14 protein-coding genes and 1 pseudogene are annotated in these 14,357 nt (G+C 72.8%); 12 read left to right on the top strand and 3 right to left on the bottom strand.

All coding sequences use genetic code 11. The annotated features are described in order from the left end of the window. The first annotated feature begins 1 nt into the window (after nucleotide 1). The 4 genes from JM949_RS10735 to corA all read left to right on the top strand — a co-directional run bounded on the left by JM949_RS10735 (nucleotide 2) and on the right by corA (nucleotide 3,485). Nucleotides 2-394, top strand: coding sequence for a CBS domain-containing protein (locus tag JM949_RS10735; RefSeq protein WP_203148259.1), 393 nt, complete (start codon nucleotides 2-4; stop codon nucleotides 392-394). Nucleotides 395-549: 155 nt separating this feature from the next. Further along, the gene (locus tag JM949_RS36795) at nucleotides 550-819 is read left to right on the top strand and encodes an ester cyclase (protein ID WP_238432928.1); all 270 of its coding nucleotides are present in this window, start codon (nucleotides 550-552) and stop codon (nucleotides 817-819) included. Nucleotides 820-925: 106 nt separating this feature from the next. Continuing rightward, nucleotides 926-2,020, top strand: a complete 1,095-nt coding sequence (locus JM949_RS10725) for an aminotransferase-like domain-containing protein (protein ID WP_203148257.1) — start codon at nucleotides 926-928, stop codon at nucleotides 2,018-2,020. 316 nt (nucleotides 2,021-2,336) lie between these two features. Beyond that, nucleotides 2,337-3,485, top strand: a complete 1,149-nt coding sequence (corA, locus tag JM949_RS10720) for a magnesium/cobalt transporter CorA (RefSeq protein WP_203148256.1) — start codon at nucleotides 2,337-2,339, stop codon at nucleotides 3,483-3,485. A gap of 168 nt (nucleotides 3,486-3,653) precedes the next feature. Here corA and JM949_RS10715 read toward each other — a convergent pair whose 3' ends face one another. Then, a complete protein-coding gene (locus tag JM949_RS10715) occupies nucleotides 3,654-4,430 on the bottom strand; it encodes a hypothetical protein (RefSeq protein ID WP_203148255.1) in 777 nt (258 codons plus the stop codon). A gap of 84 nt (nucleotides 4,431-4,514) precedes the next feature. On the opposite strand from JM949_RS10715, the gene JM949_RS10710 reads away from it, so the two are divergent. Continuing rightward, a complete protein-coding gene (locus JM949_RS10710; protein ID WP_203148254.1) occupies nucleotides 4,515-5,045 on the top strand; it encodes a peptidylprolyl isomerase in 531 nt (176 codons plus the stop codon). Nucleotides 5,046-5,145: 100 nt separating this feature from the next. Further along, complete coding sequence (locus tag JM949_RS10705) at nucleotides 5,146-6,057, top strand: rhomboid family intramembrane serine protease (protein ID WP_203148253.1); 912 nt, start codon at nucleotides 5,146-5,148, stop codon at nucleotides 6,055-6,057. Between the two features lie 4 nt (nucleotides 6,058-6,061). Here the strand turns inward: JM949_RS10705 and JM949_RS10700 are convergent, their stop codons facing one another. Then, nucleotides 6,062-6,490, bottom strand: a complete 429-nt coding sequence (locus JM949_RS10700) for a PH domain-containing protein (protein WP_407664726.1) — start codon at nucleotides 6,488-6,490, stop codon at nucleotides 6,062-6,064. A gap of 112 nt (nucleotides 6,491-6,602) precedes the next feature. On the opposite strand from JM949_RS10700, the gene JM949_RS10695 reads away from it, so the two are divergent. The 6 genes and pseudogenes from JM949_RS10695 to JM949_RS10670 all read left to right on the top strand — a co-directional run bounded on the left by JM949_RS10695 (nucleotide 6,603) and on the right by JM949_RS10670 (nucleotide 12,357). After that, nucleotides 6,603-7,775 carry a thiolase family protein gene (locus JM949_RS10695; protein ID WP_203148251.1) on the top strand — a complete coding sequence of 391 codons (1,173 nt, stop codon included), beginning with the start codon at nucleotides 6,603-6,605 and terminating at the stop codon, nucleotides 7,773-7,775. Between the two features lie 55 nt (nucleotides 7,776-7,830). After that, entirely contained in the window at nucleotides 7,831-8,844 is a 1,014-nt protein-coding gene (locus tag JM949_RS10690) for a phosphotransferase family protein (RefSeq protein ID WP_203148250.1), read from the top strand. Nucleotides 8,845-8,955: 111 nt separating this feature from the next. Beyond that, a complete protein-coding gene (locus JM949_RS10685) occupies nucleotides 8,956-9,462 on the top strand; it encodes a hypothetical protein (protein ID WP_124822476.1) in 507 nt (168 codons plus the stop codon). 88 nt (nucleotides 9,463-9,550) lie between these two features. Beyond that, nucleotides 9,551-10,243, top strand: a complete 693-nt coding sequence (locus JM949_RS10680; RefSeq protein ID WP_203148249.1) for a response regulator transcription factor — start codon at nucleotides 9,551-9,553, stop codon at nucleotides 10,241-10,243. Further along, nucleotides 10,236-11,701: pseudogene (locus JM949_RS10675) on the top strand (sensor histidine kinase). The gene JM949_RS10680 and the pseudogene JM949_RS10675 overlap by 8 nt, the downstream one beginning before the upstream one ends. A 56-nt stretch (nucleotides 11,702-11,757) precedes the next feature. Beyond that, on the top strand, nucleotides 11,758-12,357 hold the full coding sequence (locus JM949_RS10670; RefSeq protein WP_203148248.1) for a hypothetical protein: 600 nt from the start codon (nucleotides 11,758-11,760) through the stop codon (nucleotides 12,355-12,357). 116 nt (nucleotides 12,358-12,473) lie between these two features. On the opposite strand, the gene JM949_RS10665 is transcribed toward JM949_RS10670, so the two are convergent. Then, nucleotides 12,474-14,357, bottom strand: a 1,884-nt coding sequence (locus JM949_RS10665) for a glycosyltransferase family 39 protein (protein ID WP_238432927.1), incomplete at its 5' end; no start/stop codon positions are given.

The following is a 14,357-nucleotide window of genomic DNA, read 5'->3' as shown; positions in this document are numbered from 1 at the left end:
GATGCAGGTACGGGAAGCTATGTCCAGCCAGGTCCTGGTCGTCGGCCCGGAGCACACGCTCCGCCAGGCGGCGCAGATGATGTCGGCCCGTGGTGTCGGGTCGGCGGTCGTGATCGACCCGGATTCCGAGGGCGTCGGGATCATGACCGAACGCGACGTGTTGAAGGCCATCGGCGCCGGCCTGGACTGCGACGTGGAACGCACCGGCGCACACCTGACCTGGGACGTGGTCTACGCGGGGCCGGAGTGGACGGTGACCGAGGCCGCCGCGGCGATGGCCCGGGGCGGGTTCCGGCACCTGGTGGTGCTGGACGGTCGGGAGGTGGCCGGGGTGATCTCCGTCCGGGACATCATGCGGGTGTGGTCGGAGAGTCAGACCGCCGCCGCGCCCTGACCGAACCGACTGGTCGGACATCCCGCTTGATCCAGGTGTGTCGGCTGGATCGGCGGGTAGGAATCCCTCGCGGGCGCGGAGGTGCCGTGGCCCGCGGGGGAGGTCCCGATGCGCGACGCGGAGCGACTGGTTCAGCAGCAGTACGCCATGCTCCGATGGGCGCGGTCCACACCAGCGGCGGCGCCGCCGTCGAGTTGCGGCTGACCGGCACCCAGACCGGCACGCTGCACTCGCCGTACGGCACTGTCGCACCCACCGGCCGGGTGGTGAGCTGGGAGGTGGCCGACGTGGTCCGGGCCCGCCGGGGCCGGATCACCGCCTGGCGTTCCTACTTCGACTGGAGTCAGCTCCTCGACGCGCTCGGCGTGCAGTTTGAGGGGCTTTCCCGGGCGGCGCAGCACGACGCGCTCGCCCTTCCGGTCTGATCTGTCGCCGACCGGTGGAGTGGAGTCACCCGACCCGGTGGCTCAGGATGCGGACATCGCCGTGCCGTCCGCGCGTCCCCCGCCGCCGCCCGTACGCTCAACATCCATGACCGCCGAGCAGCTGATCTCCTTTGCCCGTGGGGCCCCCTCGTTGGACATCGTCGATGTCGAAGGGCTCAAGGCCGCCGCCGTCCGCGCCTTCGACGCCGACCCCGCCGGGGTGACGGCGTACGGCACCTCCGTCGGCTACGTTCCGCTGCGAAAGTGGATCGCCGAGAAGCACGGGGTCGAGGCCAACCAGGTGCTGGTCACCAACGGCTCGCTCCAGGCCGACGCGTTCCTCTTCGACCACCTGGTCCGTCCCGGCGACGCGGTGGTGGTGGAACGCCCGACGTACGACCGGACCCTGCTCAACCTCCAGCGGATGGGCAGCGAGCTGCACGGCATCTCGGTCCAGCCGGACGGCCTGGACACCGCCGAGCTGCGCAAGCTGCTGGAGTCCGGGGTGCGACCCCGGCTCGCGCACGTCATCCCGAACTACCAGAACCCGGCCGGCATGACGCTGTCGCTGGAGAAGCGCCGGGAGCTGCTCGACCTGGCCGCCGAGTACGAGTTCACGATCTTCGAGGACGACCCGTACGCGGACATCCGCTTCCGGGGCGAGGCGCTTCCGTCGATGCTCTCGCTGGACACCCGCAACGTGGTGGTGCACGCGTCGAGCTTCACCAAGACGGTCTGCCCGGGTGTCCGGGTGGGTTACCTGGTCGGCCCGGCGGACCTGATCGCCGACATCGCGAAGAACGCGACAAGCCTCTACATCTCGCCCGGCATGGTGTCCCAGGCGATCGTGCACCAGTTCTGCGTCTCCGGGGACATCGACCGCTCGATCGAGACGGTACGCGCGGCGCTGGGTGAGCGGGCCCGGGTGCTCGCCGAGTCGTTGCGTCGGCACCTGCCGCAGGCGCGGTTCGTGGAGCCCGACGGCGGCTACTTCCTCTGGGTGGAGCTGCCGGAGGACGTACTTGTCGACCGGCTCGCCCCGGCGGCGGCCGAGCGTGGGGTCGCCGTTGTCAAGGGCAGCGACTTCGTGCTGGACGGCGGACGGCACGCCCTGCGGCTGGCCTTCTCGGCGGTGACCGTCGACCGGATCGACGAGGGCGTCCGTCGGCTCGCGGAGGCCGTCGAGGCCGTTCGCGGCTGATTCATCTGTCGGGTTCCTGACAGAACGGCGATGCCGGCCGTCCCGGGGCTCCCCTCCGGGCGGCCGGCGGCCCACAATGCTGCGAGCGTCATCCGCCAGACGTGGCAGCACCGCCCGGCCTCCGGGCCGCCGCGACCTGGGTGACGCGGCAGCACAACCTCCCGCCCCCACAGGTGCCGGGTGGGCCGTGTCGTCCCCGCACCCCCCCGATGCGGCCCGGTCCGCCCGGCGCCACCCCACGCGACCGCCGTCACACCTGCCCTCGACCGCAGTCGGCGTAACCTGCAAGCCGCAGCCGAGCGCGGGAGGTGACGCGATGACGGATCGCAAAGAGCGGGGCCGGACGGCACCGTCGACCACCGGGCGAGTGTTGCGACCTCGGGCGTGGCCCTCCCCGGTCCGGGCGATGACCCGGATCCTCAACGCCGACGGCTCGCCGCCGGTCCCCGCCCCGGTCGGCGCGGACCGCAGCGCGGTGGTCGACTGCGCGCTCTACATCGACGGCAAGCGGCAGCCCGGCGACTGGACGTACGCGGACGCGCTGGCCGCCGCCCGCCGCGAGGAGCACGGCTTCGTCTGGATCGGTCTGCACCAGCCGGAACTGGCCGAGATGACCGCCATCGCGGAGACCTACGGTCTGCACGAGCTGGCCGTCGAGGACGCGGTGAAGGCCGAGCAGCGCCCCAAGCTGGAGCGCTTCGGTGACGTCGTCTTCCTGGTGCTGCGGACCGCCCGCTACTGCGAGCACACCGAGCTGACCGAGAACTCGGAGGTCGTGGAGACCGGGCAGGTGATGCTCTTCATCGGCCCGAACTTCGTGATCAGCGTCCGGCACGGGGACGCCTGCCGACTCGCCCCGATCCGGGCCGATCTGGAGACCAAGCAGGAGTTGCTGCTGCACGGCCCGTGGGCGGTGGCGTACGGGGTGACCGACCGGGTGGTCGACCTCTACCTGGAGGTGGCCGAGCAGCTCGAGGACGACCTGGACGTGCTGGAGGCCGAGGTCTTCGACCGCAACAGCCATGGGCGGATCCAGCGGATCTATCAGATGAAGCGCGAGCTGGTCGAGTTCAAGCGGGCGGTGGTGCCGTTGCAGCGGCCGCTGATCACGCTGACCTCCCAGGTCAACCGGGATGTGCCGAAGGAGATCCGCAAGTACTTCCGGGACGTGCAGGACCACCTGAGCCGCACCGTGGAGCAGGTGAACTCCTACGACGACCTGCTGAACTCGATCCTCCAGGCGCGGCTGGCCCAGGTCACCGTGGACCAGAACAACGACATGCGCAAGATCGCCGCGTGGGCGGCGATCGCCGCGGTCTGGACCTCCATCGCCGGCGTCGAGGGCATGAACTTCGACAACATGCCCGAGCTGAAGATGACGTACGGCTATCCGGTGGCCCTGGCCCTCATGCTCGGCGTCTCGCTGGCCCTCTACCGCTGGTTCCGCCGCAACGGTTGGCTCTGACCGCGCGGCGAGAGCTCCCGGACCGCACCGCGGCCGGACCGGCGTCGATCTTGCGGAAGCGCCGCTCCACGCGAGGCGCCCCGCTCGACGCGAGGTGCGCCGCTCGACGCGGAAGCGCCGACGAGCGGGGTCGGTCCGCTCGTCGCGCCGGAGGCGCTGCCGCTGGCGTCAGCGGCGGCCGTTGGTGCGGGCCGTGTCCTTACCCAGCGCCTTGGTGAGATCGTCGGTCGGCCGGCCGGACACGTCGGTGGCACCCTCCGCGACCGACGGGACCTTGTCGGTGGGGCGGACACCGCTCGGCTTGGCCGGGCTGGTGGTGCTGGCGCTGCTGCCGCCGGCCACCGCCGAGCTGCCCGCGCCGGTCATCCCCGCCGCCCCGGTCATGGCCGACCCGTCGGTCCCCTTGGTGGCGGACGGGGTACGAACCTCGATCGAGTCGATCTCGTCGTGCATCGGCTCCAGGGTGCGGGTCGGGTCGTACTCGGCCCACTCCTGCTGCTCCCGACGGCGACGCAGCGCGACCGCGCCCGCCAGGCCGGCGATGGCACCCGCCGCCAACAGGCCGGTCATCATCGCGCCGCCACGACGCGGCTGCTTCTTCTTACCGGTGATCCGCATGGTCTTCGACTTGGCCTTCCTGGTCAGCGGCCCTGCCTGCGCGGCGCCGTCACGGGCCGCCGCCGCCAGCGGTGCCAGCGTGGTGAGAGTGGTCCCCCAGCCGGTTGACGCGCGGTCGCGAACCCTCGCCGCGGTCGGCGCGACGTAGCCCCGGGCCACCTGGACCCTCGGGCCGACGGACGCGCCAGCGCCCTTCGCGGCGTGGTTGGCTGCCTGCATCAGGTGGCTGATGCTCTGGTTCAGCTCGGCCTTGGCCAGCTGTGCCTGGGACTGCCGCCGCCCGAATCCAAACACGGTCCTACCTCCTGGGAGTTGTTCCTTCGTCATCCTCCACCTTCGGATGCCTCCGCGATGCCAGATCGGGCACATGGGAGGATCCGCATGGAACTGACCAACGAGTGAGGAGTACCCGTGGCCGAGGCTGTCTACGCCACCCTGCACACCAACGCTGGCCCGATCCGGCTGGAGCTCTTCCCCAACCACGCGCCGAAGACCGTCCGCAACTTCGTCGACCTGGCCGAGGGCAACCGGGAGTACACCGACCCGCGCACCGGTCAGCCGGGCAGTGGTCCGTACTACGACGGCACCATCTCGCACCGCGTGATCAGCGGCTTCATGGTCCAAATGGGCGACCCGACCGGCACCGGCCGGGGCGGCCCGGGCTACAAGTTCGCCGACGAGTTCCACCCGGAGCTGCGGTTCGACCGTCCTTACCTGCTGGCGATGGCGAACGCCGGACCGGGCACCAACGGTTCGCAGTTCTTCATCACCGTGTCCCCGACGCCGCACCTCAACAACCGGCACACCATCTTCGGCCAGGTCGCCGACGAGGAGTCGGTGAAGGTCGTGGATTCGATCGCGAACACCCCGACCGGCCCGAGCGACCGTCCGCTCCAGGACGTCGTCATCGAGCGGGTTGAGATCGAGCGGTCTGCTTCCTGAGCGACCAACGAGGTACCTTTGCTCGCATGACTGAGCGCTCCGGAGCACCGCGCCGGCCGGTGCCGGTGGATCGCGCGGCGGTGGACGGCGGGTCGGCCCGGTGAGTGAGTCACCGCCGACCACCCCGGTCTGCTACCGGCACCCCGGCCGGGAGACCTACGTCCGGTGCACCCGGTGCGACCGGCCGATCTGCCCGGACTGCATGCGGGAGGCGTCGGTCGGGCACCAGTGCCCGGAGTGCGTCAACGAGGGGCGTCGTAGTGTCCGGCCGGCGCGTACCGCCTTCGGTGGTGGTACGGCCGGCCGGCACGGCTATGTCACCAAGGCGCTGATCGCGGTGAACGCGCTGCTCCTGCTGCTCTCCATCGCCTCCGCGCGGGGCGGGGACGCGGCGGTGGGCGGCTCCGGCTTCGGCGGCCTGATGGGTGGCAGCACACCGCTTACCGAGTGGGGTGCGGTGCTCGGCCGGGCCTACCTCTCCGACCTGACCCTCGGCGGGATCGCCGAGGGTCAGTGGTACCGCCTGGTCACCGCCATGTTCCTGCACTACGGCGTCATCCACCTGTTGCTCAACATGTGGGCGCTGTGGGTGCTCGGTCGGTCGCTGGAGGCCAACCTCGGGCGGGTGCGGTTCGCCGCGCTCTATTTGATCGCGGGTCTCGGCGGCAACGTGGCGGCCTATCTGTTCAGCGACCCGAGGGCGGCCACCGTCGGGGCGTCGACCGCCGTGTTCGGCCTCTTCGCCGCGCTGATCATCATCGAGCGGAAGTTGGGCCGGGACATCTCCCGGATCATCCCGATCCTGGTGATCAACCTGGTGTTCACGCTGGCCGTGCCGGGCATCTCGATCCCCGGGCACCTGGGTGGGCTGGTGGTCGGCGCGCTGATGGCCTTGGTGCTCGCGTACGCGCCGCGTGGTCGGCGCACCCTGGTGCAGGCCGCCGGTGGCGCGATCATCCTGCTGGTCCTGCTCGTGCTGGTCCTGGTCCGCACCGCCTACCTGCTCGGCTGACAGGTCAGGGGTTCGGGCGGGCGGCCCGCAGTGCGGCGGCCACCTCCTCCGGGGTGCTCCCCAGGTCGTACCGGCCGAACAGGTGCAGCGAGTCGCCCGCGTCGATCTCCAGGGTCTCGCTGGTCAGCCCCAGCCGTGGCCGCCGGTCGACGGTGATCGCCTCGACTGCCGACCAGGGCAGCAGTCGCCGTCCCGCGAACCCGTGGATGACGGTCAGGCCGGCCGTGGCCACCGTCAACCGGACCGGCGCGACCAGGTCGCGTACCGCCCAGCCGGCCAGCGCGGCGGCTGCCAGGGCGGCCACCACCAGGCGGACCGGATCGCCGTCGGCGAGCAGCAGCCCGAGCGCGACGAGCAGGACGGCACCGGCCAGCTTCGCCGCGGGCAGGCCCGCCGGCACCCGCCACTGCCGGGTCGGAGGGGGCTCGTTCACCCGCCCAGCATGCCAGCGTGCGTCCGATTCCGGCATCTCGTCGAGGTGTGGGCCGCCCGCCGCTCACGCGACCACGTAGGATCGGAGCAGCCCAAGTTACCGGGGAGTAAACATGAGTGACGCGGTCATCGTCGGCGCGGTGCGTACCCCGGTCGGGCGGCGCAGGGGGAGCCTCGCCGGTGTCCACCCGGTCGACCTCTCGGCGCACGTGCTGCGCGCCCTCGCCGAGCGCACCGGGCTCGACCCGGCGCAGGTCGACGACGTCTTCTGGGGTTGCGTGTCCCAGGTCGGCGAGCAGTCGTGGAACATCGCCCGCAACAGCGTGCTCGCCGCCGGCTGGCCCGAGACCGTGCCCGGCACCACTGTGGACCGGCAGTGCGGCTCCAGTCAGCAGGCCCTGCACTTCGCCGCGGCGACGGTGCTCTCCGGCCAGGCCGACCTGGTGGTCGCCGGTGGGGTCGAGTCGATGACCCGGGTGCCGATGGGCTCCAGTGTCGCCGACGGGATGCCGTTCAGCGACCAACTGCGCGCCCGTTACCGAGGCGTCGAGGGCTTCGCCGACGACGCGCCGCTGCCGTTCAACCAGGGGGTCGGCGCCGAGCTGATCGCCCAGCGGTGGCGCCTCTCGCGTCCGCAGCTCGACGAGTTCGCGCTGGCCAGCCACGAGAAGGCCGCCGCCGCGCAGGACGCCGGCGCGTTCGATCCGGAGTTGACAGCGGTGCCGCTCGGCGACGGTGGCAAGTTCGCCGCCGACGAGGGCATCCGGCGGGACACCTCACTCGACAGGCTCGGTGAGCTGCCCACCCCGTTCCGTGCCGACGGCGTGGTCACCGCCGGGTCCGCGTCCCAGATCTCCGACGGCGCGGCCGCCCTCGCGGTGACCACCTCCGACTGGGCCAGCCGGCACGGCCTGCGCCCGCTGGCCCGGATCCACACCGCGGTGGTCGCCGCCGACGACCCGGTCGCCATGCTCACCGCGCCCATCCCGGCCACCGCCAAGGCGCTGCGCCGCGCGGGGCTGGGCATCGAGGAGATCGGGGTGTACGAGGTGAACGAGGCGTTCGCCCCGGTGCCGCTGGCCTGGCTGGCGGAGACCGAGGCGGACCCGGAGCGGCTCAACCCGCGCGGTGGGGCGATCGCTCTCGGTCACCCGCTCGGCGGCTCCGGTGCCCGGATCATGACCACCATGCTCCAGCACATGCGGGACAACGGGCTCCGCTACGGCCTGCAGACCATGTGCGAGGGCGGTGGCATGGCCAACGCCACCATCGTCGAGCTGATCTGACGCCGCTCGGAAAACGTCTCGCCCCGGCCCGGGAGAGCGGCCTAAGGTGCCCAGCGTGACGACGATCGCCAGGATGCCCGCCTTCGACTGGTCCAGCGAGCAGTGGCAGGTGCGGGCCCGGTCCTGGGTGGACGCGCAGTTGAGCCGGGCCGGCCGTCGGGTGACCGGGCTGGTGGAGCCCCGGGTGCGTCCCTGGTCGCTGGTCTGGCGGGTGCCCACCGACGACGGCCCGGTCTGGTTCAAGGCGAACAACCCGGGCACGACGCACGAGGCCGTGCTGATCACGTCGCTCGCCGAGTTGGCCCCCGATCGGGTGCTGACGCCGATCGCGGTGGACCCGGCGCAGGGCTGGTCGCTGCTGCCCGACGGCCGCGAGTCCCTGCGCGACCTGCTGGCGCGCGACAGTGACCTGACCCACTGGGAGCGGGCCCTGCCCGGGTACGCGGCGCTCCAACTGGCGAGCGAGCCGCGGGCCGCCGAGCTGGTCGCCCGAGGCGTGCCGGATCAGCGTCCCGAGGTGCTGGCCGGGCTCTTCGCCGAGCTGCTCGACGATCACCGGTCGCTGCTCATCGGTGCCGAGGCCGGGCTCAGCCCGGAGCTGTACGAGCGGCTGCGGGCCGAGCTGCCGTCGTACGCCGAGCGGTGCCGCCGGCTCGCCGACCTCGGCATTCCGGCCGCCGTGCAACACGACGACCTGCACGACGGCAACGTCTTCGCGGGCCAGGACGGGTACCGCTACTTCGACTGGGGTGACGCCTCGGTGGCGCACCCGTTCGGCACGCTGCTGGTGACGCTGCGTTCGATCCGGCACACCAGGAAGCTGGCAGCCGGCGACGCCCAGTTGGCTCGGTTGCGCGACGCCTATCTGGAGGCGTGGACCGACCGGTACGACCGGCGGACCCTGGTCGAGGCCGCCGACCTCGCGATCAACCTGGGGCCGGTGAGCCGGTCGCTGTCCTGGCGTCGCGCGCTGGACACCGCCGAGGAGTCCCGCGCCGAGTACGTCGACGCCGTGCCGGGCTGGCTGGCGGAGCTCTTCGCCGCCAGCCCACTTGACCCCAACTCCTGACCACGATCCGTCCGAGTCAAAAGCCGGACAGGCAGTGCGACACGCGGCGTGGAACTTCCAAAAAACCCGCGTGACCCACGTCACCCCGTCGGGGGCGTCGTTGGGCAGGTCATGGACGTCTTCTCCCGAACGTTCCTTCCGGCCGCCGCTGAGGCTGGCCTGGCCGTGCAGACGGTGAGCCGGCACATGCCGGTCTTTCGCCGCTGCGTCGGCTCCGGTGACGCCACCATCCTGGTCACCCGGTGCAGCCGCCCCGACCGCCCGGTCACCGGCGACTACCTGTTGCTACTCACCCACCGCCGGCTGGTGGTGACCCAGCAGACCCGCCTGCTGCACCGACTACGCCTGCACCTCAACACCGAGCTGCGCGAGCTGAGCAACGTCACCTGGAGCCCGGACCCGCGGCTCCAGTCGGTCGAGATGGCGGCCACCGCGATCGACGGGATCCGCGAGCGGTTCCTGATCCGAACCAGTCACCCGAAGCAGGTCTGGCAGCTCGACGCGCTGCTCAACCAGGCGTTCCGGACCCGGCTGCGGCCACCCGGCGCGCGGGTGGTCGCCAGCATCGGTGACACCCCGGCCGTCGCGCGACCCGGGATGTTCGCGCCGTCCTGGTGAGCTGACACCTCATCGGGCGTCGCGCGCCTTTACCGAACTCGAACACGCACCGATCGCGCCGAACCCACCGGTCGGCAATCATGGGCCGGTGACCGTCGAACCTCCGCATCGCGGGCTCGTCCTGGTGGTCGAGGACGAGCCGGCCATCGCCGACCTGGTCCGGCTCTACCTCACCCGGGACGGGTTCGGCGTCCACCTGGAACGGGACGGGGCGGCCGGCCTGAGCGCGGCCCGCCGGCTGCGACCGGTGGCCTGTGTCCTGGACATCGCGCTGCCGGGCCTGCCCGGCACCGAGATCTGCCGCCGGCTGCGCGAGGCGGGAGACTGGACCCCGGTCATCTTCCTCACCGCCCGGGACGACGAGGTGGACCGGATCGTCGGCCTGGAGCTGGGCGCCGACGACTACGTCACCAAACCGTTCAGCCCACGGGAGTTGGTCGCCCGGGTGCGCGCGGTGCTGCGCCGGTCCGCCGGCGGGCCGGAGGGCGCGGACCGACCACGGGTCGTCGGCGCGGTGACGCTCGACCCGGCCCGGCGCACGGTCACCGCCGCCGGCACGCCGGTGCAGCTCACCTCCACCGAGTTCGACCTGCTGGCCCACCTGATGGCCCGGCCCGGTCGGGTCTTCACCAGGGAGGAGCTGCTCGCCGGGGTCTGGGGTTACGCGGCGCACGCCGGCACCCGGACGGTGGACGTGCACGTCGCCCAGGTACGGGCGAAGCTCGGCCCGACGAGCGTGATCCGGACCCACCGGGGCGTGGGGTACGCCGTCGATGCCTGACCAGCCCGGGCGGGTCGAGTCGCCGACCATGGCCCTGCCGGTGGTCGGCACCGGCGCACCGGCCGCACCCCGACGTGCCCGGTTCGGCCGTACGCTGACCGCCCGGGCGGTGCTCGTCACCTGCGCTGTGGCACTGGTGTCGGTGCTGGTCACCGCCATCGTCGCGGTGCCGTTGGCGATCCGGGGCGCGGAGCGACGCGACCAGGACGCGCTCGCCGCGCAGGCCCGGCTCGCGGCCGAGGTGCTGCGGACCCGGCTGGACCGTGGTCGCAGCAGCGACGAGGAACGGCTCATCCAGCAGCTCCGTGACCAGGGCATCGACGCGTACCTGATCCGGCGGGGCCGGGTCGATCGGGCTGGTCTGCGCCCCGGGTGGTGCAGCGGATCGAGCAGGGGCGCAACGTGTCGGCCCGCCGCCTGGTCAACGGCGAACGAGCCGTGGTCGAGGGCCGGGCGCTGACCGGCGGAAACGGTGTGGTGCTCTCCCGCCCGGTGGCGGACGGGCTCTGGGCGCAGGTGCTGCTCAGCCTCTGGTTGCCGCTGCTGGCCGGGTTGGCCGCCGGGGTGGTGGCCGGGCTGCTGCTGGCCCGTCGACTGGCCCGGCCGATCCGGGTCGCGGCCACCGCCGCCGCCCGGCTGCGCGCCGGGGACCGCGCCGTCCGGGTGCCGGTCGAGCCGCCCGACGAGGTCGCCGACCTGGCCGAGGCGTTGAACGGGCTGGCCGCCGCACTGGCCACCAGTGAGGGCCGACAGCGGGAGTTCCTACTCTCCGTCTCGCACGAGCTGCGCACCCCGCTGACCGCGATCCGGGGGTACGCCGAGGCGCTCGCCGACGGCGTGCTCGGCGCCGACGACACCGTCGACACCGGTCGGACGATGCTGACCGAGGCGCAACACCTGGACCGGCTGATCGGTGACCTGCTGGCGCTGGCCCGGCTGGAGGCCGCCGACTTCCCCCTGGAACCGGTGTCGGTGGACCTGACCCGACTGGCCGTGGACGCGGAGCCGACCTGGTCCGGCCGGTGCGCGGCGGTGGGCGTGCCGTTCCGCCTGGAGACGCCGGGTCAGCCGGTGTCCGCGTACACCGATCCGGGGAGGATTCGGCAGGTGCTGGACGGGCTGCTGGAGAACGCGCTGCGGGTCGTACCCCCGGGGTCGCCGGTGGTGCTCGCGGTCCGGCCGGCCGGCGCGGAGTCGGCCGCCGGCGGTGTGTTGGAGGTTCGGGACGGCGGGCCCGGCTTCACCGACGACGACCTGGCGGTGGCGTTCGAACGCGGCGCGCTGCACGAGCGTTACCGGGGGGTGCGCAAGGTGGGCAGCGGGCTGGGGTTGGCGCTGGCTGCCGGGTTGGTCCGTCGGCTGGGCGGGGAGATCGTCGCCGGGCACGCGCCGGAGGGCGGCGCCGCCTTCACCGTCCGGTTGCCCGGCGATCCTTACCTGACCCGAACATCGGCCTGACGCTCCGCTCGTCGTTCCGGGGAAGGCTGAGGGCTCCACGGACGAGAGGGACAGTCATGCCACGTTGGGGTTTCGTCACCGGCACCACGGCACTGCTCGCGGCGGTCACGCTCGGCGTCAGCGGCTGCGGCGCGGCCGAGGTGGCCAGCCAGCCTGCCCGGGACGCCGCCGTCGAGGTCGCCGCCGCGATGGGGGTCGAGGGTCAGGCGCTGACCGCGATGGGCTTCGACGCCGACGAGCTGGACGTGCAGACGATCGCCGCACCGGCCACCCCGACGCCGGGTACGTCACCCAGCGCGAAGGACAAGGCCCGGGAGAAGCGCGGCGAGGAGTGGCGCAAGCGTCGCCAGGCCCGCGTCCTGCTGCGCAAGAACACCCTGCACGGTGAGGCGGTGGTGAAGACGAAGGACGGCGGTACGCAGACCGTCGCCGTGCAGCGCGGTGCGGTGACCGCCATCGACGGCGACTCGATGACCGTCAAGTCCACCGACGGCTTCACCATGACCTGGACGTTCGGCGACGACCTGAAGGTCGTCGAGCGGCGGGCCACCGTGCAGCCGAGCGAGGTCAAGGTCGGTACGACGCTCGGTGTCGCCGGCGCGAAGGACGGCGACAAGGGCGTGGCCCGGCTCGTCCTCGTTCCCCGCGCCAAGTGAGGGGCGGGGGCTCTGGTCGAGGCCAGGGCCCCTGCCTCGGTCAGTAGCCGCGCGAGCCGACGAAGTCGTCGTGGCCGTAGCGGATCGGACGATCCGGGCGGCAGGTGGGCTCCGCGTCAGCGGCCCGGCGGCAGCGCGTAGCCGACGTAGCCGTCGAACTCCAGCCGCCAGCCGGCCGGCACGAGCTCGGCGCAGGCCGCCTGGCTGCCGGTGCAGACGATGGCGTCGACCGAGGAGGGATCGGCCGGCGGTCGTTCCGGGAGCACCGACTGGAGCGCCACCAGGTCCGGCGAGCCGCCGTCGGGCTGCCGCAGCAGCAGCCACCACGGGTACTCCCAGTTGTCGTTCTGCTGCACCAGCCCGATCCGTCGCGCGCCGCTGTCCCGGACCGCCGCCGCGGCCCAACGGAACTCGTCAGCCCACTGCGGGCGGCGCAGGAACCGGGTGTCCCAGTCCGAGGTGGTGAAGACCGAGCCGGCGCCTACCAGCCGACGCGGGAAGCCGTACGACAGCGCGAGCACCCCGGCCAGCGCCGAGCCGGCCAGCACGCTGACGGCCACCATGGTGGCCACCGAGCGACCTCCACGACCGGGGCCGCCCGCCCGGCGGCGGAAGAGCGCGTCCAGCCAGAGCCCGGCCAGGGGCACCGCCAGCACCACGGCGTAGAGCAGCAGTCGGTTCCCCCACGGCTGCCACTTGATCATCGCGGTGTGCAGCAGCACGGCGACCAGCACCACCGCGGCGTACGCCCGCGGCGACCCGGCGTGGCCGGGGTCGACCCGCCGTGGGCGGGCGAGCGCGAGCACCGCGCCGATCACCGCCAGCGCACCGGCCAGAGGAAACGCCACCCGGTCCTCGTCCGGATACCAGGCCGGCTCCGGGAACAGCTCCCGGCCGAACGTGATCGCACGGTCCTGCGGGTCGACCCCGATCGTGTCGGCGCCGCTGATGATCACCTCCGCCCCGGCCCGACGCAGGGGCGCCAGCGGCGTGTCGAACGCGGTGTGCCCGATCCGCAGCGCGTTGACCACTATCGACGCCGGGTCGTGCCGTTCCATCGGAATGGACTCGCGCAGCCGGGGCGGCCCCAGCGGGTGCCCGAACTCGGCGGTCACCCGGGCCAGGAACGGGCCGACCACCACGGCGGCGACCAGCAGGATCAGCACCGAACCGGAAACCGTCCGGGCCAGCCCGCCGGCCGGCCGGGCCGGCAGCCGCCCCTCGCCAGCCGGCGTCGCCCTCCCGGCCAGGACCAGCCTGAGCTGCGCCACCCCCCAGAGCACCAGCAGCGGACCGACCGCGATCAGGCCGCTGGTCTTGGTCACCGCGGTCAGACCGGTGGCCGCGCCCAGCCCGAGCAGCGTGCCCCAGCCGGTCCGTCGACGCAGCCCGTCCAGCACCAGTGTCGCCACGCAGGCCACCCAGGCCGCGCAGATCAGGTCGGTCTGCGTGCTGGTCGCCTGGAGCACCACCATCGGCGTGGTCGCCAGCACGAACGCGGTGAGCAGTTGCGCCCTCCGGCCGCCGCCGAGCTGCGCGGTGATCCGGGCGGCCACCAGGAGGCAGAGCACCCCGGCCGCCCACTGCACCAGGTTGTACAGGTGGTCCCCGCCGCTGAGCAGGCGCAGATGCAGCAGCAGGTACTCCGCTCCGGGCGGAATGGTCACCTGGCGGTGGATGGCGGTCGGCCAGAAGTCCAGGTCGCCCTGGGCCACCCAGTGCTCCACCTTCGGCAGGTGGTACGTCTGCGAGTCGAAGTTGTTCGGCTCGGCCAGGAGCGCGACCAGCAGCTCCACCAGGACCAGCGCGCCGACAGTGCCGGCGAGCAACCGCTCGCCCCGTCCCGCCGTACGCCAGGTGTCGACCGCCAGGGCGAGCCGGCCGGTCCGGCTCGGCGCGGGGCCGGGCTCGCCCGCGCCGCCGTCGACAGCCGGTGCCTGGTTGTCCGCGCTGCCACCGGAGACCGCCGCGCCGACCGGCACCGCTCGGGGCGCGGCGGC

The organism is Micromonospora tarensis, from assembly GCF_016803395.1.
GTDB lineage: Bacteria > Actinomycetota > Actinomycetes > Mycobacteriales > Micromonosporaceae > Micromonospora > Micromonospora tarensis.
Note: the sequence above shows the minus strand (reverse complement) of the source record. Positions and strands in the feature narration are given on the sequence as shown.

What these genes read in the sequence shown, in the direction of transcription:
- JM949_RS10725 (WP_203148257.1), top strand. Translation starts at nt 926, where the DNA reads ATGACCGCCGAGCAGCTGATCTCCTTTGCCCGTGGGGCCCCCTCGTTG.
- corA (WP_203148256.1), top strand. Translation starts at nt 2,337, where the DNA reads ATGACGGATCGCAAAGAGCGGGGCCGGACGGCACCGTCGACCACCGGG.
- JM949_RS10735 (WP_203148259.1), top strand. Translation starts at nt 2, where the DNA reads ATGCAGGTACGGGAAGCTATGTCCAGCCAGGTCCTGGTCGTCGGCCCG.
- JM949_RS10715 (WP_203148255.1), bottom strand. Translation starts at nt 4,430, where the DNA reads ATGACGAAGGAACAACTCCCAGGAGGTAGGACCGTGTTTGGATTCGGG.
- JM949_RS10695 (WP_203148251.1), top strand. Translation starts at nt 6,603, where the DNA reads ATGAGTGACGCGGTCATCGTCGGCGCGGTGCGTACCCCGGTCGGGCGG.
- JM949_RS10670 (WP_203148248.1), top strand. Translation starts at nt 11,758, where the DNA reads ATGCCACGTTGGGGTTTCGTCACCGGCACCACGGCACTGCTCGCGGCG.
- JM949_RS10685 (WP_124822476.1), top strand. Translation starts at nt 8,956, where the DNA reads ATGGACGTCTTCTCCCGAACGTTCCTTCCGGCCGCCGCTGAGGCTGGC.
- JM949_RS36795 (WP_238432928.1), top strand. Translation starts at nt 550, where the DNA reads ATGGGCGCGGTCCACACCAGCGGCGGCGCCGCCGTCGAGTTGCGGCTG.